Raw genomic sequence first — 24,907 nt, 5'->3', positions numbered from 1 at the left:
TAAAAAACTCCTAACCATTTATATGAAAATAATTCTCCACTTGTCTCTTCATTTCCTGTAAATTTTCCTGAAATTGTTTATGTCGATGACCATTACTCCCTGAAGGGTGAGGGAATCCCTTCAAAGTATGTTTATTTTTATAACAGTGGTCAAGCACTTTGCTTACCTTTACCCCTAAAGGGATAATCAATGGATGTTCAATTCTAGAGATATCCTTAATAAAATTATTTTTTACAAATTCCAATAGCATTTCCGTTTTTAATATATCTGGTCGTGAACCGTTAAAATTTTTATGATTAAAAAAGACTGCATGCGGGAGGATGGAGGTAGTGTAGACAAGATGACTAGCTGTTCCAAATAAATCGCTTGTTGAAGAAATGCCCAGGTATCTTGGCAAGTCAAGTTCATCCAACATCGTTATAAGGTTTTTTCTCATCGGTCCCTCGAAGCTAGCACTTTTTTTAACCTTATGAAGGAGCTCCTCATCATGTAAATGTCTATTCTCAATCACAGTTCTATACGCTTTTTTCATCTGGTGTAGTCCAGGTGTAATCCCTGCAATAACAACACGAGCTTTCTCATTAATGTAGTCAAATGGGGTGTAATAAACTTCAAGTTTTTTCTTTTCATCTTTTTTCAATAAGAATGAGGAATTTAATAGATCGTGATCTGTTAAGGGCAAATCTAGAGAAACAATTTTTTCTTTATATAAATGGAATTTTGCGTCTGTAACCATTCCCATGAAAACTACCTCCAGTCAATACAAAGGTCACCTTTGTAGGCACAATATAAACATTATTACGCAAAATATTTTGGCATAGCAAAAAAATTTTGCAGTAATAGCTTGTTAAGAATACTAAAATGTAGAATCCTACTAGGAAAAACATTTGGCACACTTATTGCATTATAAAAATACAAGATATAAAACATCTCTATGTTGCTAATGGTGAGAACCAGGGCATAGAAAACCTGATTTGATTTTACAGAAATATTAGGAAGGCTCGGTCTAAAAAAATCATTGAATAGGAGGGCATTAGTATGTGGGTCATTACGGTGTATTCAGAATCAAGTATTCGTATGTTTGAATTTGATAATAAAGAGGAAGCAACTGCCACTTACAAGAGTATAGAAGGATGTAAATTCCTCAGTGAAGTGATCTACTATAATGATTTTGATGTAGTTGAATAAGATTTTGGAAGAAAATATCCTTTATAAAGAAGCATAGACAGTGTTTTAAAGGAATTTTAGATATTTTTTATATTTTTGTAAAAAATTATTTTACTTTTCTTAAAATAGTAACTATTATAATATTGAAAATAGTTTCAAATTTCTAAATCGCTGAAACCTATTAGGCACGGGGGAACCATATGGATGTAAACAATCCAAGGGGTGAATCCTTTTTAAGGTAGGGCTACTCAGGAGGCCCGAATCCGACAGCTAACCTCGTAAGCGTTATTGAGAAGGAAGGTGGAACTTGTGACCCGATTATTTAGTGTCTACAAGTTTATTTCCCGTGACTTGTAGACACTTTTTTGTCCATTTCTGGGTGTTCTATTATTAAGGGGTCCGTACATACGACAAGGTAATGCAATGATCTGTCTGTAATCGCTTTCTATTAAAAAATGAAAGGACTGAGGTACATGTTACCAGAACGTGAAATGGAAAAATTCCAGCATTCAGTGAATAAACAGCATGAACAAACATTAAAACGAGAGTTAAAATCCCGGCATTTAACGATGATTTCAATCGGAGGTGCGATTGGTACTGGACTGTTCTTGAGCAGCGGGGCAGCGATCAGTTCAGCCGGACCCGGTGGAGCATTGCTTGCATATGCAATAGTTGGCGCAATGGTCTTTTTTATCATGACTAGTTTAGGAGAAATGGCTGCTTTTATGCCTGTAAGCGGTTCCTTTAGCACATATGGCACAAGATTTGTCGATCCGGCATTTGGTTTTGCAATTGGATGGACGTACTGGTTTAGTTGGGCGATGACCATTGCAGCTGAGTTAGCCGCCTCAACGATGATTATGAAATTCTGGTTTCCGGATAGCCCTTCTTTGGTATGGAGTGGATCATTTTTAGCACTTATATTTCTATTAAATTATTTATCTGTTAAGGGTTATGGGGAAGGGGAATACTGGCTATCCTTAATTAAAGTATCAGCGATTGTTATCTTTATTATTGTTGGCTTACTGATGATTTTCGGCATTATGGGAGGAGAAGCAGTAGGGTTTAAAAATTTCACAGTGGATAAAGCTCCTTTTTCAGGCGGTATTTTAAGTGTATTTGTTGTTTTTATTGCAGCAGGTTTTTCATTCCAAGGTACAGAAATCGTAGGGGTTACCGCAGGAGAAAGTGAGGATCCAGCGAAAAATGTACCGAAGGCGATTAAAAATGTTTTCTGGAGAATCTTGATTTTTTATATTTTGGCGATTGCTGTAATCGGTCTTCTTATTCCTTATACCAATCCGAATTTACAAAATGATAGTGTGATGGTCAGTCCATTTACCCTCATATTTGAAAAGGCAGGGATTGCTTTTGCTGCGTCACTTATGAATGCAGTAATCTTAACGGCCGTATTATCTGCTGGTAATTCTAGCTTGTATGCTTCGACACGGATGTTGTATTCGATGGCGAAAGCGGGACAAGCACCGCAGATTTTTGGGAAACTAAACGACCGTGGTGTTCCGGTTGCTGGTATGATTCTAACATGTGCAATAGGTGCGCTTGCCTTTTTAGCTTCATTTTTTGGAGATGGTACCGTTTATATTTGGTTAATGAATGCAATCAGTATAACAGGATTTATCTTTTGGCTGGGTATTTCCATCAGTCATTACCGGTTCCGTAAAGCTCTTATGGCTCAAGGGCATTCTTTAGACAGGTTACCTTATAAGGCGAAATGGTTTCCGATTGGGCCGATCTTTGCGATTGCTTGTGGAATTATCGTCATCTTAGCTCAAAATTTCCAAGCCTTTCTTGCTGACCAAATTGATTGGGGCGGAGTGGTAGCAGCTTACTTAGGTATTCCATTTTTCCTAAGTTTATATGTTGGATATAAACTTATTAAGAAAACAAAAATGGTTAAACTTGAGGAAGTTGAGTTTGACTTTGACAAAAAATATAAATAATCAAGAAAAAACAGGCTCTTAGGAATACTTGGAGCCTGTTTTTTTCTAAGAAGCCTTTAGGAAACGGTTTGCTGTTGCTGTTGACGAAGTTTTCGAGCAGCTGTCACCATATTTTTTAATGAGGCAATGGTTTCGTTTTCATTTCGAGTTTTTAAACCACAGTCTGGGTTCACCCAAAATTGTTCTTTTGAAATAATCTCTAAACTGTCTTTTAAGATGGTGTCGATTTCTTCTACACTTGGGATCCGCGGGCTGTGTATATCATAGACACCTAACCCAATACCAAGTTCATAAGGATTTTGTTTTAGTGATTGAATCAATTCTCCATGACTTCTAGAGGTTTCAATTGAAATGACATCTGCATCAAGGGCACGAATCGGCTCTATAAAGTTATTAAACTCGCAATAACACATATGCGTATGAATTTGTGTTTCATTTCTGACACTAGAAGTCGCGAGTTTAAATGCATTTACTGCCCATGACAAATATTCGTTCCAATCCTCTTTTCTAAGCGGCAAGCCTTCACGTAAAGCAGGTTCATCTACCTGTATAATGGCAATGCCAGCACTTTCTAATGCTTGAATTTCTTCCTTTAACGCTAAGGCAATTTGATTGGCTACCTGTTCACGCGAAAGATCATCACGAACGAAAGACCAATTTAAGATGGTGACAGGGCCTGTTAACATTCCTTTCACATACTTAGACGTTAGCTCCTGTGCCTCCGCTACTTCCTTCACAGTCATTGGCGATGTCCACTCGACATCCCCATATATAATCGGCGGTTTCACACAACGTGACCCATAGGAAACCACCCAGGCTTTTTCTGTAAAAGCAAATCCTTTTAGCTTTTCACCAAAGTACTCCACCATATCGGTTCGTTCAAATTCACCGTGTACTAAGACATCAAGGCCAATTTCTTCCTGGATTTGAATCCAGCGTGCGGTTTCACTTTTCAAAAACTCAGCATATTCAGTATCTGTTATTTCACTTCTGCGCCATGCTGTACGAGTTCTTTTTACTTGTTCCGATTGAGGGAAGCTTCCAATTGTTGTTGTTGGAAATTCCGGTAATTGCAAAGCCTCTTGCTGTATTGGTTGGCGTTCTTTAAAGGGCATTGGACGTGTAAAATGCTCTTGTCTAACTTGTGATAAAAGCTCCTTCACACGTGGATTTTTCCTTGCCTCATGCTGCTCTAAGGCTTGAATGGCCACGATACTTTGTGACACACTTTTACTTCCAGACCAATTCTCATCTGAAACGAAGGATGTTATATGCGTTAACTCGATGACTTTCTCATCGGCAAAGGATAATGCGTTTAGTAATGTCTTATCCAGAGTCTTTTCAGATTTGGTTGTGACAGGTACATGCTGTAAACTGCAAGAAGATTGAACCCACGCTTCTTGTACACCGCTTAAGGATAAAATAGCTTTTGTCATCATTGCTTTTTCAGCTAAACTTGCACGCCAAATATCACGCCCATTTATAATCCCAATTCCTAATACTTTATCTTGTGGGAACCCGTATTTACGGAGTGAAGCCATATTCTGATCAGCACCATGAATAAAATCAAGCCCAACTCCAGCGACAGGTAATTGTATTAGCTCTTCATACGCTGATAGTCCTTCAAAATAGGTTTGTAACATCAGTTTCGCTGCAGGTACTTCTTCAGCTAATTGTTTATATATTTGTTGAACTAGTTTGATATCTTCAGGTGCTAGTGAAAGGACTAATGCTGGTTCTTCTACTTGAATCCACTGAGCTCCAGCATCTACAAGTTGTTGGAGTACCTGAACATAAAGAGGTAAGAGTCTTAAAATAAATGAGGCTTTTGAAATTGAATCATACCCTTTAGAAAGTTGGACAAAGGTATAGGGGCCGATAATGGTCGGCTTTGTAATTAATCCTAGCTCGAATTTTGCTTCTAAAAAGTAATCTAAAAGGTAGTTTTGAGTTAATCTAAGTGGCTGGTCTTCATATTCAGGTACAATGTAGTGATAGTTTGTATTAAACCACTTTGTCATCTCTGAAGCGACAACATCGTCAACTCCACGTGCCATCGAGTAATATGTCCTAAGATTTACCTTTTCGCCAGTCCACTTATAACGTTTTGGAATTAAACCGAACATAGTGGCAAGGTCCAGCATACGGTCATAAAAAGTAAAATCTCCAACGGTAAGGATATCTAATCCTAATGATTGCTGATGCTTCAAATGATTCAAGCGAATGGTCTTCATCTCAAAGATAAACGCTTCCTCCGATTTCTCGTCCTTCCAAAAAGATTCCACACATCGTTTCCATTCTCGATTGCCGCCAATGTAGGGGTAACCAATAGCTGTACTAGCTAATTTCATTTACGATTCCTCCTTTATCTTTACATATTTCCAAATACAAAAAAGCCATCTCCGACAACTGGAAATGGCTATACAATCAAGTTAAAAGTATGTAAAAAACAATACTGTTCTTAACTCGTTTGTCGTACAAATGAATGTCACCACCTATTTCCACGTAGGTATCTGGTGTGTACTAGACATTGGCAGGTCTCCTGGCTTATCATCAATGCTCCTCACACCTTCCCGTCAAAAGACAGTGGTTTGCGTGATTCACTCCGAATTACAGTTGCGGGACAGCGACGGAATTACACCGTTCTTCCCTTTTAAGCCAAGCATAAGCTTGGCACCAAATCTTACACGATATGTAATTGCCAATTAATATAACATATAAAAAAACATTCGTACATCATTTTCAGAGAATTAATTTTGTTATTGTCAAAGTGAAAATAGTATATTATAGTGGGAGCTATACAATATTTAGTGTTTGTTTTAATCAGAAACACTAAATATAGATAATGACCAATATAAATGGTGTCTATTTAGACTTAATAGGGAATCTGGTGAGAATCCAGAACTGTACCCGCAACTGTAAGTGCTGACGAAATAATCATATCCACTGTCTACGGACGGGAAGGGATTTGAGTAGGGTGAAGCACAAGTCAGGAGACCTGCCATTTCTATTACGTATTATCTTCTTCGGGAGCTGGGGAGATATAACGAGGGTATCCTGCTATTACAGTGAATGAGCCTGTATACTAGATTATTCCACGTTATCAAACCCATCTTCATAGATGGGTTTTTTGTCGTTTCACTCACGAAGTTATTACCTAAAGAAATGAGGAACCTTCGCATGGCAATAAACAGTACTTATACAGAAAAGGATTCAGTTTTAGCAGCTGTGAAAAGTGCAACTGAAAAATATAATTTGGACACTACTGAATTAGTTAAAAAGATTGCTGGTCTTGAAGACTCATCAATCTATGAACAATCACTTTTCTATGCCTTAAATCAAATTTCAATGATCGATCCAAACTGGACCTTTCTAGCAGCAAATCTGTATTTACAGGAACTTTATCAATATGCTTCAAGCAGCAGAGGGTACAAGGCTGAGAAAAAATACGGAGATTTTTACACTCTGGTTGCTGAATTAACTAGAATAGGAATTTATTCAGAGGAGTTAATACAAGATTATACGGAAGAAGAGATTGAATTATTAGGCGGAGAAATAACAGCTGAGCGGGACCGTTTGTTTAATTACATAGGGTTGTTTTTACTGGCAGATCGTTACTTGGCAAGAGATTACGAGGGAAATCTATACGAGCTGCCTCAAGAACGGTTTATGATCATCGCCATGACATTAATGAGAAAGGAACAAAAAAGAAACAGGTTAAATCTTGTAAAAGAAGCATACTGGGCACTGAGTAACTTATATATGACTGTTGCTACTCCAACTCTATCAAATGCCGGAAAAAGTTTTGGCCAGCTTTCTTCTTGTTTTATTGATACTGTAGACGATTCTTTAGATGGGATTTATTTGAATAATTGGGATATTGCTAGATTAAGTAAGGACGGTGGTGGTCTGGGTGTTTATCTAGGAAAGGTACGTGCATTAGGTTCAGATATTAAAAGGTTTAAAGGTAATTCCTCTGGGGTGGTACCATGGATTCGCCTTATTAATGATACGGCTGTGAGTGTCGATCAACTTGGGCAAAGGCAGGGAGCCATCGCCGTTTATTTAGATGTTTTTCATAAAGATATTATGAATGGCTTTTTAGACTTAAAAACCAATAACGGAGACGAGAGACGAAAGGCTCATGATATTTTTACGGGAGTTTCGATACCTGACTTGTTTATGAAGAAACTAGAAGAAGTAGATGAGAACGGTCGAAGTGTTGGAGAATGGCATACCTTTTGTCCTCATCAAGTAAAACAAATTATGGGGTGGAAGGATCAAGACGGGAATCCCCTTGGCTTGGAAGATTTTTATGATGAGAGTGATGAAAAGTTTTTTACAGAAAAATATGAAGAAGCAGTAAAAAACTCTCTTCTTCCAAGAAAAACATACCGAGCAATGGATATTATGGCAAGGATTATGATTTCTCAATTAGAAACCGGTACTCCATATATGTTTTATCGGGATGAGGTAAATCGTCAAAATCCAAACAAACATGTAAGAGGAAAGGGACTTGCGTCGATTTATTGCAGCAATTTGTGTACAGAGATTACGCAAAATATGTCGGCAACAACGATTGTGAGAGAATATAAGGATGAAGATGGGAATATTGTCATTGTTCGAAAACCTGGGGATTTTGTTGTCTGCAATCTATCATCTATTAATCTCCCAAAAGCAGTAAAAGGGAATGTGCTGGAAAGATTAATTCCGATTCAAATGAGAATGCTGGACAATGTCATTGATCTCAACACCATCTCAGTTGGACAAGCGGAAGTGACAAATAAGCAATATCGGCCTGTGGGATTAGGTACGTTTGGCTGGCATCACCTTCTTGCTTTGGAGGGGATTTATTGGGAGTCTGAGCAAGCTGTTGAATACGCAGATCGACTATATGAGGAAATTGCTTACTATACGATTCGTTCTTCGATGGAATTGGCGAAGGAAAAAGGGTGCTATCCAAAATTTGATGGTTCAGAATGGCAATCAGGCCAGTATTTTGAACGTAAAGGCTATAAGTCTGAAAGTTGGAACCAATTGATGGGGGAGATTTCGAGTAACGGTGTTCGTAATGGCTGGATGATGGCGATTGCTCCAAACTCATCTACGGCAAAGATTGGTGGTTCCACCGATGGGATTGATCCTTTGTATGCGGTTGAATACGCAGAGGAGAAGAAAAACTTTAAATTTAAAGTAACGGCACCTGATTTAGACCATAACAGCTACAACTTTTATCGACGAACTAGGCATGTGCTGGATCAGACATGGAGTATCAGGCAAAACGCAGCCAGGCAGCGCCATATTGATCAATCGATAAGCTTCAATCTCTATGTTCGTCACGATATTAAAGCAGTAGAGTTATTAAATCTTCATCTGGAAGCATGGAAGCAGGGTTTAAAAACTACTTATTACATAAGAAGTACTTCACAAGCTGAGATAGAAGAATGTGAAGCATGTCAAAGTTAGGCTATAGGGGGAAATTGAGAATGATGATTCACACACCATTAACCAAAATTAAATTACTAAATCCTGACTTTCCAAATAAGTCCACTGGAATCATAAATGGAAAGTCTTCGGGAATTCTTAACTGGAATGATATTGCCTACCCAAAAATGTACGACTTATATCAGACTCTATTATCGAATTTTTGGAAACCTCAAGAAATTAATATGCAGGATGATATAAAACAATGGGATCTCCTTAGTGATCATGAAAAAGATGTATTTTTGCGTATTAATACGCAGCTTGCTTCACTAGATAGCTTGCAGACTCCAACCATGTGTCAGGTCATGGATTATGTGAGTGACCCTAGTTTTAAAGCGATTTTTGCTGTTATTTCACAGCAAGAAGCCGTCCATAATGAATCATATTCTTATATACTAAGCTCGCTAGTTCCTATCGGCGAACAAAATGAACGATTTAATCAAGCGAAAAGTGATCACATTGTACGAAAAAGAAACCAATTAATTTTAGACGCCTATGAGGATTTTAGACAATATCCAACGCCACAAACGTTATTTAAGTTGTCTGTAAACTCTATTAACCTAGAAGGTATTTATTTTTACGCCGGTTTTGCTTTTTTCTATCATTTGGCACGTCAGCAAAAAATGCTGAAAACTAGTACAATGATTAGCTATATCCAACGAGATGAAATGCAGCATGCCTACTTTATTGCTCAATTCATTCGAATCCTGTTAACAGAAAATCCTGAGCTTCATACAGATGAAAATATTACCTATATCTATCAAACCATTAACGAAGCCGTTGCGCTGGAAAAAGAGTGGGCTCACTATATTTTGGCTGAAATTAAAGGAATCGATATAGAGGAATTTGAAGGGTATGTCGAATACCTAGCCAATAAGCGATTGAGACAGCTTGGTTTGAAAAATCTTTATGAAGAAAGAAACAATCCGATGCCGTGGATTCAAATTTTCGGTGATGAAATGATGAATGAAACAAAGTCGGATTTCTTTGAGCAAAAGTCCAGAACCTATTCAAAGGTCTCACAGTCCAATGGATTTGACGAACTGTAATTTGTCCGTTGCGATTGTTTATACGTCAGTATCTGGAAACACGAAAGAATTGGCAGAAGTGATTTATAGAATCTTTTTAACTAGGTCAGTCGTGATAGCTATTTATAGTATAGAAGAGTTTTCTTTATCTGACTTAAGTCACTATGATGCAGTAGCGATCGGAACGTATACATGGGGAAATGGTGACATTCCAAAGGAAATGTTGGAACTCTATCAAGCGTTTGAATCGATTAGCAGAAAGGACATCACGACTGCTGTATTTGGAACAGGGGACAGCAACTATCCGATGTTTTGCGGTGGTGTTGATCAATTTCGTGACATGTTGTATGTTCATACAAACTTAGCTGCGACCTTGAAAGTTGAGCTTCGGCCGCAAAGTCAGGATTTACAGCGTTGCGAAAAGTTTGTTGAATCGTTGCTTTTGCGTGCTAGTATGCATAGATATCCGCCAGTAAATGCGGTTATGAGCCAGTAAATCTGGCTATACGCCAGTAAATCTGGCTATACGCCAGTAAATCCGGTTAGGCAAATGATTTATCCGCAGACCTAATGTTCATAAGACGTGCCGTAGGAGAATAAATATCAATTTAGTATGGGTATTTTTATCCTAGGAGGAATGGACATGAATGAAGTTTTGAAAGGTCAGCCAGATTTGAACACCGTTTTTGGCTCCAGATACTAGGTGACCATTCTAGATTTATTTTTGAAGCTCTTGCCCCGATTCAAAAAATTGAGATTGAGCAGGCAGCAAATTTTATAAATATATTCGATACACTTCTAGAACGCGCAAAATCCGTACCACTAACACAACTAACAGCTCAAGTGGAACCAGAGGTACTAAAATTACGGGAATTCAAATTAGAATTATTAAGAAAACACCTTGTCGGTAAAATCAAAATTCATCTATCACCTACTTTTATTAATCATATGGTAAATGAGTTAGAAGAATATGTAAGGATTTTAAATCATTTAAAAGAGGGTAAAGTCCCTCCCGTTTACCACGAACTACATCATCACCTCCTTTGGTTATTAGACGCAGCAGGTCATTCAGATGCTATCTATACAAATTTAGATGGTGTTGAAAAGAAACTAAGAGAGAAAAGTAAGGCATTTAAGAAGGATTTCGAAGGTTTTTATCTAAAAGCAGTAGAGCTGGCAGGATATTTAAGAACCAATTTGACTGCCTTTCCAGCTTTAACAAAAATGACGAATGACGCTCAATTAGAAATTAAATTATTTCAAAATTTTTTAACAGAGATAGAAGAGTTAGAACTAAGTAACCAAGCATTGGGAACATTTGCCCCGTTAATGGCTGATCATATGTACCGGGAAGAATGTTATTATCTAATGAAACTAGCAGAATCGGCAAACATTGATCCGCCAAATTGTGATCCTGCAAAACCTCGACTGAAGGAATAAGCTTTCTAAAAATTTTATTGTCGGTTTTTAAGGACAAGAGGATAAAAAGTTGATGAAGGACAAATCAAGAAAGTTCCGGATGAGATTCGTCCTTTATAAGGGTGATGAAGGACAAATCAAGAAGGTTTCGGAGGAGATTTGTCCTTCATAAGGGTGATGAAGGACAAATCAAGAAGGTTCTGGCTGAGATTCGTCCTTCATAAGGTTGATGAAGTACAAATCAAGAAGGTTCCGGAAAAGATTCGTCCTTCATAAGAGTGATGAAGGACAAATCAAGAAAGGTCCGGATGAGATTCGTCCTTCATAAGGTCAATGAAGGACAAATCGAGAAGGTCCGACTCCAGATTCGTCCTTTATAAAAATATCTATAAAAATAATCATCAACATCAAACAAACCTAAAAAAATAAAAACCATAATCACCGCTAAAGTGTTCAGGAGAACGATTTCCTGAACACTTTTTTGCGTCAATAAACCATGATGTTTGTTTAATAAACATCAGAAAAGGGGAAACACTATTCATCATTAATACTGTAGGGGGATAAAATAATGATTTGGAAAGGAAGACGGCAAAGTTCAAACGTAGAAGATCGCAGAGGAATGGGCATGGGTGGAAAAACGGTTATCGGAGGAGGACTCGGCAGTATTGTAGTCATGCTTCTCTTTGTTCTGCTCGGGGGTAATCCAGGGGATTTATTGAACAGTACGCCAACGACGAATAATTCATACTCAAACACTCCTATGAATGGTTCTACACAAGAGGAGGAGTTGGCAGATTTTGTTTCTGTAGTCCTTGCCGATACAGAAGATGTTTGGTCAGCTGAATTTGAGAAAAGAGGAATGGTATACGAAAATCCAAAGCTTGTTTTGTTTACAGATAGCGTTCAGTCAGCTTGTGGAGCGGCAAATTCGGCTGTCGGACCTTTCTATTGTCCAGGTGACCACAAACTTTATATTGATTTAAGTTTTTATCAGGAACTGAAGCAAAGATTCCAAGCACCTGGTGATTTTGCGATGGCATACGTCATAGCCCATGAGGTAGGGCACCACGTCCAGACGCTTTTACATAGTGGTGAAAACGTATCACCAGCCGAAAAGCGGTCCAATGAGTATTCGGTTCGATTTGAATTGCAGGCTGACTACTTGGCTGGTGTTTGGGCGCATTATGCTGAAGGGAAGGGCTACCTGGAATCAGGTGACCTTGAAGAGGCGCTTAATGCAGCACATGCGGTCGGCGATGATACTATTCAGAAAAAAGCACAAGGTTATGTAGTTCCCGATAGCTTTACACATGGAACCTCTAAGCAGAGGGAGCGATGGTTTAATAAAGGATTCAAAAACGGTACGATAGAGGGTGGAGACACATTTAACGCAGCGAATCTTTAGAGAACTGAACTGATATTGGATGGACTCTTCGCAGGGTCCGTCCACACTTAATTTAAAGGCAAGACTTCTGTAATAAGCAAAGAGTCCTCCGAAAAAATGCAATACAAATCAGTGATCATATTATGTATCCGTGTCTTTTGTATTACTAAGCCTTCGTACCCCTGTTTTATAAGGCTTTTACGAAATTCTGTATTAGCTTCTTCCTTATTTAAAAGGATGGCATTATCTTTCCATGTAACGTTTCTTCCTTTAGCGCCTAAGTAATTACAATATACGTCACGATCCCTCATAAACAAATCAAAAGATTCCTCTGTCGTAGATTCATAAATTTTTAAACTAGGTTCATCTATATACACTTTATAGATAAAGCCGCTAACTGGCCTGTTATATTGGATGACCTTTGATTCTCCATTCTCCCAGAACTCACTCTTAGATTCTTCAATCACTGTCTCAAAACCAATTGCGAAAGGTTTTGCTGCATTCATATCAGAAGTAAACCAAAATCCAATCGTATTGATATCGTTATTTAAATTTTGAACGACGGTTTCTTTATTAAAATGTTGAAAATTACTAATCGATCCATGGTAAACAATCATTTTCATAACCTCCACTATTAATTTACCCAAATTTTGAAATTCAATTTTATCTGAACAAATTTCAACCCACTAAGTACCTACTTAGTGGGTTTCGAGTCTTTACTAAATAAAGTTAGCAAAGATATATAAAATAACGATACTAACCAAAATCGTTATATTTGACATTGTAGCAATGAAACGAGTGCTGTTGGTGCTATATTTAAATTCAACTGCAAAAGTAAGAGCAGAAGCTGCAACCGGCAGTAACAGTCCAATTAGAATGGTATATCGAAACATGGTATCGAAGGGTAGGATAAAGTATAACGCTGAACCAACAATAAGACCTAAACCATATCGGAAAGCTAAGAATTTTATCATAGGTTTAATAAATTGTTTATCGAATTTAAAATTTAAAAAGAGACCTAATAACAATAATGACAACGGCATATTGGCTCCAGAGATTTTGCTGGCAACATTGATGATCATGTCTGGTAATTGGATATGGATTAGATTTAAAATACTAGCAATTAGATAGGTCATTAATGGAATAGATTTGCCCAATTTCTTCAGAATTTCCACAGGATTAAGCTTGAGACCTTCTTCTGAAAAATAGCTTGCAAAAATAAAGCAAATTCCAAAAACGACAAATGACGCCCCAACATCGAACATACTAAAATAAGTTAAGCCATCTATTCCCCAAATTGCATAAACTAACGGGAATGCAAATAAGCCTACATTAAACCCGGAGGAAAGCATAAGAAGAGAACCCTTTAATTCTCTATCTTCATTTTTAAAAACTAATAATCCTAGTAATGCAGTTATAATTCCATAAACCAGTACAATCACCGGTAACACGATTAATGAAGTTTCTATCTTTACGGAATCGAATGTTACAAGAACCAAGGCGGGAAGGGTAATTTTAAAAATAAGTTTTGATATCACTTCTCCATCTTTTTCTTGTAAAATATTTAGACGTTTTAATAAATACCCAAATGCAATGATAATAATAATATAAAGAAATTCTTGATTCATCTAAAAGCTCCTCTATGTTAGTTCCTTCTAATTAAACCATAAAATCAATCTAAAATGATAGATTTAGCTCTTCTGTATATTTCTGTTACACGCTATAGATACTATAACTGATTAACGAAAGGAGATGACAGAATGAAGACGAAAGATGATGTTCAAACAGGTGCAAAAGTAACATCGGATAATCAAATTTACGGAACACCTAATAGCAAAAGCAAAAATGGTACCGGTGACTCACCGAATGATAATCTTGGTAAGACTAAAAAGGGACTTGATCGTTAAAGAAGCAGCCAATTTTATTGGCTGTTTTTTTACATAAAAGGTGAGGGCTGAATGGATAAAAAAAATCTAAGCGAACAAGAGTGGGTTTACAATTATCTTCACAAATGTAATAAACCCTTGCCTCTAGTTTTAGGTTCAAGAGGTACTTGGGGGATTAATGGAAAAAAGGCGATTATCTTAGTGGCATTTACCCTCCCCGATATTTCAGTTATGAGAGTTCTGCACAATGTTAGAAAAAATCCTATACGAGAAATGAAATATAGAGATATCGTTTATTACGCAGTAAATATGGTGGACCAAAAACAAGTTGAGTACGTGATAGATTATTGGAAAGAATAAAAAGCATTCTATTAATTAAAAACAAGTGACAGGAGATGGAAGGTATGTCTACATTTTGTCCTGAATTATGGCCAGAGGAACCGACTCCAAAAACCTTTGAAAATTGCCGTGAATGCGGTCTTTATCAGCACGGATCACGCATGGTCTGGGGAGAAGGAAATCCAGAAGCACCAATCATGGTAATCCTCGACAATCCTGGAGCCAGGGAAGACCGTTCAGGGAATTCAATGGTTTGTGGAACAAGACAAACATTACAACAAGCTGCAAGTGAAGCAGGCTTAAAAAAGGAAGACTTATATGTGACGTATATCCTTAAAAGAAGACCAGTCCGTGCTTACGACAAGGATGATGCGCGCCAAACTTGTATGGTTCATTTGGAACAACAATTGCTGCAAAAAAAGCATAAATTGATTTTATGTTTAGGAAATGTCGCTGTTCAATCTTTTTTTCGAAACACAGAAGCGGATGTAAAAACATTACGAGGTACATGGCACAATGTTCAAGGATATCCAACCACTGTTGCTTACCATCCGCTGGCTGTAAGGCGCCGTCCAAACTTATGGTCCTATTTTTTACGTGATTGGGAGTTTGTTGCAAAACAGTATCATAATTTAACCATTTAGTTGTGTGTACAAGCCCAATTTATAATCGCCTTTGTAAATTTATGTAGATAATTTCTAAATAGTTATTATAAAATAGTTAAATATACAAGTAATATTTTTGTAGAGGAGGATTACAGGTGAGTGAGTTAAACATTAATACAAATCCAGGATTTTTCACAAGAATTAGCGCAGCGATGTCAAAACTCCGGGATTCAGAAAAAAAGATAGTTGAGTTTATTGAACATAATCAAGAGGAGATTATTCATTTGTCTATTACTGAAGTTGCGGAAAGAAGTGAAACTAGCGAATCTTCAGTTGTCCGTTTATGTAAGCGGTTAGGATATAAAGGCTTTCAGGACTTAAAGATCCATCTGGCAAAAGAAGTAATTGCTCCCGAGAAACAGATTCATGAAGTGATTGAAAAAGGTGACGATGTCGTTGTAATAAAGAAGAAGGTTTTTCAGTCTAACATACAAGCTTTGTATGATTCAATTGAAGTATGCAATGATGAGGAACTACAGAAGGCTGTCGTTGCTATCTCTAAAGCAAGATTAATCGAATTTTATGGAACAGGCGGTTCGGGAACTGTTGCTTTAGATGCCCAACATAAGTTACTAAAATTAGGTGTCAAATCGTTCGCTTATAATGATTCTGTACTCCAAGCAATGTCAGCGAGTGTCCTCACAGAGCAAGATGTTGTTATAGGTATCTCTCATACTGGTTCAAATACAGAGGTGTTAGCTGCTATGAAATTAGCAAAAGAAGCGGGAGCTACATTAATTTGTATCACTAATTCGTCTAAATCACCAATAACGAATATCTCTGACATAGTTTTGCAAACTGCTTCCAATGAAACGTTATTCAGAACGGATGCTATCTCTTCAAGGATTGCTCAGTTAACCATCATAGACGTGTTAGTTGCTGCAGTTGCAAACCAACAGTATGAAATATTTTATAATAATTTGCAAAAAACGCGCAAATCAACTATTGATAAAAAGATGTAAGTGTAAGTTGAAAACAATTGTCTACTCCCTTTAACTATCATACGTGAAAGTAATATTCATTTTTTTTAAAAAAATCTTGAAGGAAATTACCACCATGTGTTATGATAGTTTTACAGAATGAATTTTCAGAAAATTTGATAGATAACGAAAATTCTTTTTTATCCAACAAAAAAAGAAAGCGTTATCAAATTACGGTCAAGAATAAGGGGGAAAAACAATTGAAAAAGTTTTTATCAGTGGTTTTGGCGATGGTTCTCTTACTGGCAGTATCAGCTTGCAGCAGTACGACGAGTGGTGAAGAAAAATCTGGTTCTGGAAAGAAGGTAACACTTACACTGTCTACACCAGATCCTGATGGAGCTTCGGTATCAGTAGCAGCAAAAGAATTTGCGAAGGTTGTGGCAGAAAAAAGTAATGGTTCTATCGAAATTAAGGTACATCCAAATGGAACTCTATATGGTGGAGACCCAGCTGCTGCCGTTAAACAATTAGGTGCAGGAAGCTTAGATATGCTTGTACTATCAACATCGCTATATGCAAACTTTATACCTGAATTTAGTGCAATTAGTATCCCTTACTTATTTGATGACAAAGATCAATTCGTTTCCTTCTTAAATGGCGACCTTGGTGCAGAACTATTGGACTCAGTATCCAAATTAAAAATCCAAGGACTTGGTTACTGGACTCGCGACTTTAGACAAATTACAAATTCAAAGAATCCAATAACAAAACCTGAAGATTTGAAAGGAATCAAACTACGTGTTCCAAACAATCCATTATGGGTTGAGTTTTTTAAGGGGACTGGTGCTGTAACGACTCCTATGGACTTTGGTGAAGTTTACAATGCATTACAATTAAAAACCATTGATGGACAGGAAAACCCAATTGGTGTTGTACAAACTGCCAAAATATATGAAGTACAAGAATACTTAACGATGTCTAACCATATGGCTGATGGTTGGGTCGTCGGAATCAACCAATCCAAGTTTAAAAATTTAACAGAAGAACAGCAAAAAATCTTAACGGAAGCATCAGAACAAATACAAGGCTGGGCTTTAGATTATGATACGAAAGAAGCTAAAGCTGCGGTTGAATTCCTTGAAGAAGAAGGAGTTAAGATTAACGAGTTAACGAAGGAACAACAACAGCTTTTCGTCGAAGTTTCAAAGAAAGCGTTTCCTACTTTTAAAGGGTTAGTAAAAGATGATGAATTCTTTGATAAAGTACTAGAGTTTGTTGGAAAAAGTGAATAATTACTAGATTTAAAGAAGGCGGTCACGTTAAGTAAATGGCCGCCTAACAATGAAGTAAAGGAGCAACGCGATGGTTACGAATGAGAAGAGTAACTTAAAAAACTTCTTTCAGTTCTTTAATAAAATTACTGATACATTAGCTGCTGTAACAGCTGCTGCCATTTTTATTGTCGTAATGTGGCAGATTATCGGTAGATTAATCGGACAACCAGCCCCATGGACAGAGGAGTTAACACGTTTTATCTTTATCTGGTTGATTTATTTAGGAATTGGAATCGGTTTCCGCGAGGCAGAATCTGCTAGGGTCACCCTGTTATTAAAGTATTTGCCTAAATTTATTCGAAAACATTCCATTTGGATTTATTCCGTTGCAACGATTGGATTTTTCCTTTTCATGCTTATTTTAGGAATTGAGTTAATGTCACAACAATTCAGTACAAATGAAAAAAGTTCTGTCTTACTTTTACCAATGTGGTTAATCGGATTGTGCGTTCCCTTTTCCGCAGTCACGGGGATTATTAATATCATCCAATCATTACTATATAATCGATCATTACTGGAAGAGGAGGTGAGGCAATAGTATGTCAATCTTACTATTATTCTTATTTTTTATTCTGATGTTTATCGGGATTCCGATTGCTACTTCCCTGGGTATTGCGGTTGTGGGGACCATTCTTCTTTTCACAGATGTGCCAATAAGTATAGTAATTCAATCGATGTATAGTTCGATGAATAGCTTCCTCATGGTTGCAGTGCCATTGTTCATATTAGCAGGCCTAATCATGGATGAAGGTGGTATTGCAGAGAGAATTTTTGATTTTTCGAAAAGCATTGTAGGATGGATGACGGGTGGATTGGGCCAGGTAAATATTTTAGCAAGTCTTATCTTTGCAGGGATGGCGGGGTCTTCCGTAGCAGATATTGCGAGTACAGGACGTCTTACAACGAATGCAATGACTAGAAACAATTACCCATTAGATTATTCTGCCGCAGTCACGCTTATTACCTCGGTGCTAGCGACCATTATACCACCTAGTATTTTGATGATTGTTGCAGCATCAACTGCAGGTGTTTCGATTGGTGCTGCACTTGTGGGCGGACTTATACCTGGTGTTATTATTGCTGTGGTTTACATGATCTATAACTATTATTACTGCAAAAAGCATAACTATGGAATTAAACAGAAATTTGTTTGGAAAACATTCAGAGTAGAGTTTGTACGGGCATTTCCAGCCTTACTTGCACCTTTGGTTTTGCTCGCTGGAATTTTAAGTGGATACTTTACACCAACTGAAGCTGCAGGAATATGCGTTTTGTATATGTTATTTATCGCTTTGTTTGTTTACAAGGGTTTAACATTCAAGAAATTACCGAAAATTTTCTTTAAAACAGCAACCTTAACAGGGACTATCCTTTTCATAGCTGTAACAGCAAAGGCGGCTGGCTGGGTTTTTGAATATGATGGATTACCCTCTAGAGTAGCAGGATTTATAGGTGGATTAAGTGATAGCCCGCTTGTGATTATGTTATTACTATTCGTGTTCTTAATTCTTGTGGGAATGTTTATGGATGCAACAGCTGCTATCTTTATCCTCGTACCAATTTTAATGCCGACGGTGTTAGCAGTTGGAATCGATCCAGTGTTCTTTGTTGTATTTTTAGTCGTTCTTCTCTCTATTGGTTTAGTTACACCTCCTGTTGGTGTTTGCTTATATGCTACTTGTAATATAACCGGTCTTAAAATTGAGGAATTAACGAAAGCGACATTGCCATGGTTAGCTGTAACGTTCGCGATCCTACTCGCTTTTGTCTTTGTTCCACAGATTATTACCGTTCCAATTGGATGGTTTGATTTATAAAAATAGGGGGGGAGAAAAAAATCACCTATTTTTTTTAATAAATTATGAAGGAAATTACCACCATAACGTATAATATAAATATAAAAGGAAATGGAGTGAGGTGTAATGAAAGCAGCAGTTTTTCATGGACCAAATAAATTAAGACTTGAAGAAGTGCAGAAACCAGTCATAAATGGGGATGAGGTGCTACTCCGGGTTAATGCAAGTGCTGTTTGTGGGACAGATGTCCGTATTTTTGAAGGTAAAAAGACAAAAGGGGTTCGAACACCATCAATTATTGGTCATGAGCTTGTGGGTACAATTGAAGAAGTTGGCGAAAATGTGAAAGATTTTTTCATAGGTGATCGAGTAGGGGTTATGCCGGTTATTCCCTGTAGAAAATGCTATTACTGCCTGAATGGAAGGGAAAATGTTTGTTCAAACCGTACAGCTATTGGATATGAGTTTGATGGTGGTTTTGCAGAATATGTGAAAATTCCAGGTTCTGCAGTGGAATCGGGTAATCTTGTGAAAATTCCTGATCATATCTCGTTTGAACAAGCGGTTGTTACCGAACCGCTTGCATGCTGTCTAAATGGCCAAAGGAAAGCGAATGTCAAAATGGGGGACGTTGTCGTAGTTATTGGTGGCGGTCCTATTGGATTAATGCATGTTCAGTTAGCGAAAATCGCTGGAGCTAAATCTGTTATTTTAAGTGAACCTATTGATCACCGTCGTGATAAAGCACTCCTTGCAGGTGCCAATCTTGCTGTAAATCCTAATAATGAATCACTACACGATATCGTGTTAAGTGAATCAGATGGGCTTGGAGCAGATGTGGTGATTATGGCGATTGGAGTTCCGTTCTTAGTTAATTCAAGTATAAATCTACTGAAAAAAGGCGGTACATTAAACTTATTTGCAGGGTTTACAAAAGGGGTGTTATCTGAGGTTGATCCCAATATCATTCATTATAACGAAGTAAATGTTAATGGGACATCAGCTTTAACTAGAGCTGATTACCACAAGTCGCTCTCTCTGATTGCTTCTGGTCAAATTAATACCGATGTTTTAACCACAACTGGTTATACGCTAGATGATATCGAGCAGGCGATATTGGATGTACGTAATGGCAATGGTATGAAGTCTGTTATTACACTATAAAACAATAAAAATATGAATAGGAGTGTTTTATTAATGGCATTTTTAGGAAAAGAAATTCGCATGAGTCGTCTATTAAACCAGGAATCTGGGAAGTTATTAGCTGTTGCAGTTGACCAGGCAATGGCACGAGGTATTTTTGAAGAATTAATGCCAATCGACCGCAAAGTAAGTGAAATTGTGGCAGGAGGACCTGATGCCATTACGATGCACAAAGGAATTGCTGATTTATGCTTCCGTCCACATGCTGGTAAAGCGGGTTTTATTTTAAAATGCTCAACCTTCTCACCTTGGCAGCCTAACTATGACGCATGGGTTACAGAGGTTGATGAAGCAGTCCGTCTAGGAGCTGATGCCGTATCAATGGGATGTATCGTTGGTGGCGATGATCAGCCAGAACAGCTTCGTAATCTTGGGATAATTGCGGGTCAGGCGGCAGCCAATGGACTGCCAATGATTGCTCATATTTATCCTAGAGGAAACCAAATTCCCGAGAATGAGAAGAATGATTGGAGACATGTTGCTTATGCAGTTCGTGCTGGAGCAGAACTTGGAGTAGATATTGTCAAAACGAAATATACCGGAAATCCAGAAACATTTCATAAGGTTGTTTCCTCAACTCCAGGAAAGGTTGTCGTTGCGGGTGGAGACAACGGAAATAATATCGAAGACTATTTCCAAATGGTTTATGATGTAATCGATGCTGGTGGAACTGGAATAACATTTGGTAGAATAGTATGGAATAATCAGAATCCTACAGCAGTTGTCAAAGCATTTAAAAATATTATTCATAATAAAGGAACAGTACATGAAACACTTGAGCTTTATAACGAATTAATCAATCAACCAGCAAACGTATAATAAAAATAGGTGGTCAATCATGTCTCATGTAATCGGGATTGATATTGGAACAAGTGGAATAAAAGTCGGTGCCATGAATAAAGAAGGAGTATTGGGATACCTCGAGTATCAACCATACTCCCTTCTTTACCCCCAAAAGGGCTGGGTAGAAATCGACCTCGAGGATATTTGGTATAAGACAAAAACGATGCTTTTGAATGTATGGTATCAAGTAGAAGCAATAGGCTCTGTGGATGCTATTTCCCTTTCAACCTTTTGTAATTGTTCGGTGTTTTTAAATGAAAAGGGAGAGCCTCTGTACAAAGGAATTATGTACTTAGATCAAAGAAGTAAAGCAGAAGCAGAATGGATTAAGCATGTAGTTGGAGATGACCTATTGGACTTGGTAACGAAGAATCGATTAGAACAAGGAATGTATACGGTTACAACACATTTGTGGTTTATGAATAACTTTCCTGACTTATATGAGAAAACGTATAAGTGGGGAAATCTATCGACATTTATTTTGCATAAACTGACAGGGTGCTTTGTGATGGATTGGACTCAAAGCTCCTTCTCTGGAATGTATGATATTGAGAATTATCATTGGTCTCCAGACATTTATGAAAAAGTGGGTATAAATTGCGATAAACTTCCAGATGTCGTTGATCCTAGTTCAATTATTGGTGATTTGTTGATTCCTGAGCTTACTTCCAAAGGTATCCCCGTCGTTGCTGGCGCTGCGGATACAGCTTGCTCTACTTTGGCTTTAGGGATTGTGGAAAATGAAATTTTTGAATCCGTTGGTACATCAAATGTATTAACAGTTTGTACTAGTCAGCCCAATATGTTAGATAAGCGCTTTTTGAATCGGTGCCATATTATTAAAAACCTGTGGTTATCCCATGGGGCTATGTCATTTCCTGGTGCTTCTATTCAATGGTTCTATGAGGAGTTTTTGAAGCCAGAAGGCCATTCTAAAACTATATTTACAGAATTATATAATCAATCATCCGCTGGTGCTAACGGTGTGTTTTTCCTTCCATATATGCAAGGTGAACGATCACCTATTTGGAATCCAGATGCAAGAGGTGTCTTCGCAGGAATTCATTTGAACACATCCAAAGCTGATATGTTTCGTGCCATCTTAGAAGGCTGCTCTTTTGGTCTACGGCAAATCCACGAAATTATTGAGTCGAAATATCAACTCGAACTTGAAAGTTTTCCTTCCATAGGTGGCGGTGCTAAAAACAAGGAATGGGCACAAATCAAGGCAAATGTTCTGAACAAGAATATTCATATTAAGGACATTAGCGAAACCGGAGTATTAGGAGCGTGTATTATGGCAGGCACAGCTGTTGGTTATTTTTCTTCACTAGAAAGTGCAGCAAAAGAAATAAGTAACCATACACTGTATTCCGTAGAACCTGAACGTGAGCAGCTTGGCATTTATGATGAATTATATCAAGTATATAAAGAGCTATATCCGTCTTTAAAACAATTCTTTGCATTAAGTGCCAGGAAAAGCTAGAAAGGTAGTGGTTGATACTTGAAAAAGAAGGTTTATATAACTAGAAAGCTGCCGGAAGAAATCTTGGATAAACTTTTAAGTCAATTTGATGTAGGCATGTGGGAGGAAGAATATATCCCGGTTCCAAAGGATGTCCTACTGAAGGAAGTTGAGGATGTTGACGGTCTATTTTGTCTATTAACCGATACAATCGATGCAGAGGTTTTAGACCATGCGCCGAATTTAAAGGTCGTTACTAATCTAGCAGTAGGATATAACAATATTGATATTCAAGCAGCATCCATGAGAGGTATCATTGTTACCAACACTCCAGGGGTGTTAAATGAAACCACTGCTGATTTAACATTCACTCTTTTAATGGCTGCAGCACGAAGAGTTGTCGAAGCATCTGATTTTTTACGAAGCGGAAAATGGGGAGCATGGTCCCCAATGCAGTTAACGGGTCAAGATATTTATGGAAGTACCCTGGGGATTATTGGATTGGGCAGAATTGGAGAAGCGCTAGTCAAACGAGCAAAAGGATTCGATATGAATATTCTCTATTATAATCGGACTCGTAAGCTTGAAAAAGAAACAGAGTTAGATATTCAATACGCAGAACTAACGGATTTATTACAGCAATCTGATTATATTTGTATACTTCTTCCTTATAGTTCAGAGGTACATCATCTTATCGGAAAGGAAGCATTTTCCCTCATGAAGAAAAATGCTATCTTAATTAATTCTGCTCGAGGCGGAATTGTAGATGAGGAAGCTTTGTACCATGCGTTGAAGGATGGGCAAATTTGGGCTGCAGGACTTGATGTTTTTGAACAAGAACCAGTACCGGTTAATCATCCATTACTTTCATTACCGAATATTGTTACCTTGCCCCATATCGGAAGTGCAAGTGTTAAAACAAGATTGGCAATGGCACATTTAGCTGCGGATAATTTGGTGAATGTGTTAAATGGTAACGAACCGATTTCGCCAGTTGTATCGAAATAATAAAGATTACAAAGGATTCAAAAATTGAAAACATCATGGAGGGCTTTGCGGTGGCTTATCAACTAACAAATAGATTTAAAATGTTTACGTTAAATTCAAATCGGAAGTTAGCTACAGAGATGGCACAGCTTTTAGGGTGTGAGTTAGGGAAGTGTTCTGTATCTCGTTTTAGCGATGGAGAAATTCAAATTAATATAGAAGAAAGTGTCCGTGGAAGTGAGGTTTATTTGGTGCAATCGACTTCACAGCCTGGAAATGAATATATTATGGAGCTTCTCATTATGATTGATGCATTGAAACGGGCATCAGCTAGAACAATCAATGTGGTTATTCCGTATTATGGATATGCAAGGCAAGACCGCAAAGCTCGTTCTCGTGAACCGATCACAGCAAAACTAGTTGCAAACTTATTGGAAACAGCTGGAGCAAATAGAGTCATCACAATGGACCTTCACGCTCCACAAATACAGGGCTTTTTCGACATACCGGTCGACCAATTATTAGGTGTTCCAATACTTTCAAAGTATTTTGAAAATAAAGGAATTGAAGATGTCGTTGTGGTTGCACCAGATAATGGAGGGGTAGTACGAGCAAGAAAAATGGCTAGCCGGTTACATGTACCTATCGCATTCATTGATAAACGCCGTCCGCAGCCTAATGTTGCGGAAGTGATGAATATTGTTGGGAATATTGAAGGGAAAAATGCAATTATTATAGATGATTTAATTGATACAGCTGGAACCATTACTTTAGCTGCTAATGCTTTAATTGAAAGAGGGGCAAAGGCCGTGTATGCATGCTGTACCCATCCAGTGCTTTCAGGGCCAGCGATTAGTAGGATAGAAGCATCATCGATTACAGAATTAGTAGTTACAAATTCCATTGAGTTACCAGAAGAGAAAATGATAAATAAAATTACTTCATTATCAATTGCCCCGCTACTAGTAGAAGCGATTGACAGGATTCACAATGAAAAAGCAGTTAGTCCATTATTTGAATAGA

23 protein-coding genes and 3 riboswitches are annotated in these 24,907 nt (G+C 37.7%); of the genes, 19 read left to right on the top strand and 4 right to left on the bottom strand.

Annotated elements, in window-relative coordinates:
- Positions 1-10 precede the first annotated feature (10 nt).
- Complete coding sequence (locus ACN6MT_RS22695) at positions 11-742, bottom strand: hypothetical protein (RefSeq protein ID WP_419888168.1); 732 nt, start codon at positions 740-742, stop codon at positions 11-13.
- 296 nt (positions 743-1,038) lie between these two features.
- Here ACN6MT_RS22695 and ACN6MT_RS22690 point away from each other — a divergent pair, with 296 nt between their 5' ends.
- Both ACN6MT_RS22690 and ACN6MT_RS22685 read left to right on the top strand, forming a co-directional pair.
- On the top strand, positions 1,039-1,188 hold the full coding sequence (locus tag ACN6MT_RS22690) for a hypothetical protein (protein ID WP_169803694.1): 150 nt from the start codon (positions 1,039-1,041) through the stop codon (positions 1,186-1,188).
- A gap of 138 nt (positions 1,189-1,326) precedes the next feature.
- Positions 1,327-1,467, top strand: a riboswitch (cyclic di-AMP (ydaO/yuaA leader).
- A 191-nt stretch (positions 1,468-1,658) separates the two neighbouring features.
- Positions 1,659-3,128, top strand: coding sequence for an amino acid permease (locus ACN6MT_RS22685; RefSeq protein WP_419956509.1), 1,470 nt, complete (start codon positions 1,659-1,661; stop codon positions 3,126-3,128).
- Positions 3,129-3,184: 56 nt separating this feature from the next.
- Here the strand turns inward: ACN6MT_RS22685 and metE are convergent, their stop codons facing one another.
- Positions 3,185-5,479, bottom strand: a complete 2,295-nt coding sequence (gene metE, locus ACN6MT_RS22680) for a 5-methyltetrahydropteroyltriglutamate--homocysteine S-methyltransferase (RefSeq protein WP_419888167.1) — start codon at positions 5,477-5,479, stop codon at positions 3,185-3,187.
- A gap of 163 nt (positions 5,480-5,642) precedes the next feature.
- Positions 5,643-5,824, bottom strand: a riboswitch (cobalamin riboswitch).
- A 146-nt stretch (positions 5,825-5,970) separates the two neighbouring features.
- Positions 5,971-6,149: riboswitch (cobalamin riboswitch) on the top strand.
- A 159-nt stretch (positions 6,150-6,308) separates the two neighbouring features.
- Between metE and ACN6MT_RS22675 the strand changes: the two genes are divergently transcribed.
- From ACN6MT_RS22675 to ACN6MT_RS22655, 5 genes are all read left to right on the top strand, one after another.
- Positions 6,309-8,594 (top strand): ribonucleoside-diphosphate reductase subunit alpha, encoded by a 2,286-nt coding sequence (locus ACN6MT_RS22675; RefSeq protein WP_419888166.1) that lies wholly within the window; start codon positions 6,309-6,311, stop codon positions 8,592-8,594.
- Between the two features lie 20 nt (positions 8,595-8,614).
- Positions 8,615-9,661 (top strand): ribonucleotide-diphosphate reductase subunit beta, encoded by a 1,047-nt coding sequence (locus ACN6MT_RS22670; RefSeq protein WP_419888165.1) that lies wholly within the window; start codon positions 8,615-8,617, stop codon positions 9,659-9,661.
- Positions 9,642-10,136, top strand: coding sequence for a flavodoxin domain-containing protein (locus ACN6MT_RS22665; RefSeq protein WP_419888164.1), 495 nt, complete (start codon positions 9,642-9,644; stop codon positions 10,134-10,136). The genes ACN6MT_RS22670 and ACN6MT_RS22665 overlap by 20 nt, the downstream gene beginning before the upstream one ends.
- A 200-nt stretch (positions 10,137-10,336) precedes the next feature.
- A complete protein-coding gene (locus ACN6MT_RS22660; protein WP_419956508.1) occupies positions 10,337-11,080 on the top strand; it encodes a DUF2935 domain-containing protein in 744 nt (247 codons plus the stop codon).
- 547 nt (positions 11,081-11,627) lie between these two features.
- Complete coding sequence (locus ACN6MT_RS22655; RefSeq protein ID WP_419888163.1) at positions 11,628-12,464, top strand: neutral zinc metallopeptidase; 837 nt, start codon at positions 11,628-11,630, stop codon at positions 12,462-12,464.
- Between the two features lie 47 nt (positions 12,465-12,511).
- Here ACN6MT_RS22655 and ACN6MT_RS22650 read toward each other — a convergent pair whose 3' ends face one another.
- Positions 12,512-13,060: a hypothetical protein gene (locus ACN6MT_RS22650; protein ID WP_419888162.1), complete on the bottom strand. Its 549-nt coding sequence runs from the start codon at positions 13,058-13,060 to the stop codon at positions 12,512-12,514.
- A gap of 102 nt (positions 13,061-13,162) precedes the next feature.
- Positions 13,163-14,071 (bottom strand): AEC family transporter, encoded by a 909-nt coding sequence (locus ACN6MT_RS22645; protein WP_419888161.1) that lies wholly within the window; start codon positions 14,069-14,071, stop codon positions 13,163-13,165.
- 132 nt (positions 14,072-14,203) lie between these two features.
- On the opposite strand from ACN6MT_RS22645, the gene ACN6MT_RS22640 reads away from it, so the two are divergent.
- The 12 genes from ACN6MT_RS22640 (at position 14,204) to ACN6MT_RS22585 (ending at position 24,906) form a co-directional block, all read left to right on the top strand.
- Positions 14,204-14,350, top strand: coding sequence for a hypothetical protein (locus ACN6MT_RS22640; RefSeq protein ID WP_419888160.1), 147 nt, complete (start codon positions 14,204-14,206; stop codon positions 14,348-14,350).
- Positions 14,351-14,401: 51 nt separating this feature from the next.
- On the top strand, positions 14,402-14,689 hold the full coding sequence (locus ACN6MT_RS22635; RefSeq protein ID WP_419888159.1) for a hypothetical protein: 288 nt from the start codon (positions 14,402-14,404) through the stop codon (positions 14,687-14,689).
- 44 nt (positions 14,690-14,733) lie between these two features.
- On the top strand, positions 14,734-15,312 hold the full coding sequence (locus ACN6MT_RS22630; RefSeq protein WP_419888158.1) for a uracil-DNA glycosylase: 579 nt from the start codon (positions 14,734-14,736) through the stop codon (positions 15,310-15,312).
- Between the two features lie 116 nt (positions 15,313-15,428).
- Entirely contained in the window at positions 15,429-16,295 is an 867-nt protein-coding gene (locus tag ACN6MT_RS22625) for a MurR/RpiR family transcriptional regulator (RefSeq protein WP_419888157.1), read from the top strand.
- Between the two features lie 218 nt (positions 16,296-16,513).
- Positions 16,514-17,548 carry a DctP family TRAP transporter solute-binding subunit gene (locus ACN6MT_RS22620; protein ID WP_419888156.1) on the top strand — a complete coding sequence of 345 codons (1,035 nt, stop codon included), beginning with the start codon at positions 16,514-16,516 and terminating at the stop codon, positions 17,546-17,548.
- 70 nt (positions 17,549-17,618) lie between these two features.
- A complete protein-coding gene (locus ACN6MT_RS22615) occupies positions 17,619-18,128 on the top strand; it encodes a TRAP transporter small permease (RefSeq protein ID WP_419888155.1) in 510 nt (169 codons plus the stop codon).
- Position 18,129: 1 nt separating this feature from the next.
- Positions 18,130-19,407: a TRAP transporter large permease gene (locus tag ACN6MT_RS22610; RefSeq protein WP_419888154.1), complete on the top strand. Its 1,278-nt coding sequence runs from the start codon at positions 18,130-18,132 to the stop codon at positions 19,405-19,407.
- Between the two features lie 105 nt (positions 19,408-19,512).
- Entirely contained in the window at positions 19,513-20,550 is a 1,038-nt protein-coding gene (locus tag ACN6MT_RS22605; RefSeq protein ID WP_419888153.1) for a zinc-dependent dehydrogenase, read from the top strand.
- 33 nt (positions 20,551-20,583) lie between these two features.
- Entirely contained in the window at positions 20,584-21,408 is an 825-nt protein-coding gene (locus ACN6MT_RS22600; protein WP_419888152.1) for a class I fructose-bisphosphate aldolase, read from the top strand.
- A gap of 19 nt (positions 21,409-21,427) precedes the next feature.
- Positions 21,428-22,918, top strand: a complete 1,491-nt coding sequence (locus tag ACN6MT_RS22595; protein ID WP_419888151.1) for a xylulokinase — start codon at positions 21,428-21,430, stop codon at positions 22,916-22,918.
- Between the two features lie 18 nt (positions 22,919-22,936).
- Positions 22,937-23,905, top strand: coding sequence for a 2-hydroxyacid dehydrogenase (locus ACN6MT_RS22590; protein WP_419888150.1), 969 nt, complete (start codon positions 22,937-22,939; stop codon positions 23,903-23,905).
- A 35-nt stretch (positions 23,906-23,940) separates the two neighbouring features.
- Positions 23,941-24,906, top strand: a complete 966-nt coding sequence (locus tag ACN6MT_RS22585) for a ribose-phosphate diphosphokinase (protein ID WP_419888149.1) — start codon at positions 23,941-23,943, stop codon at positions 24,904-24,906.
- Position 24,907 lies beyond the last annotated feature (1 nt).

The sequence above is a fragment of the Neobacillus niacini genome (genome assembly GCF_048572935.1).
Taxonomy (GTDB): Bacteria; Bacillota; Bacilli; order Bacillales; family Cytobacillaceae; genus Neobacillus; species Neobacillus niacini.
This window is presented reverse-complemented; position numbering and strand designations above follow the sequence as displayed.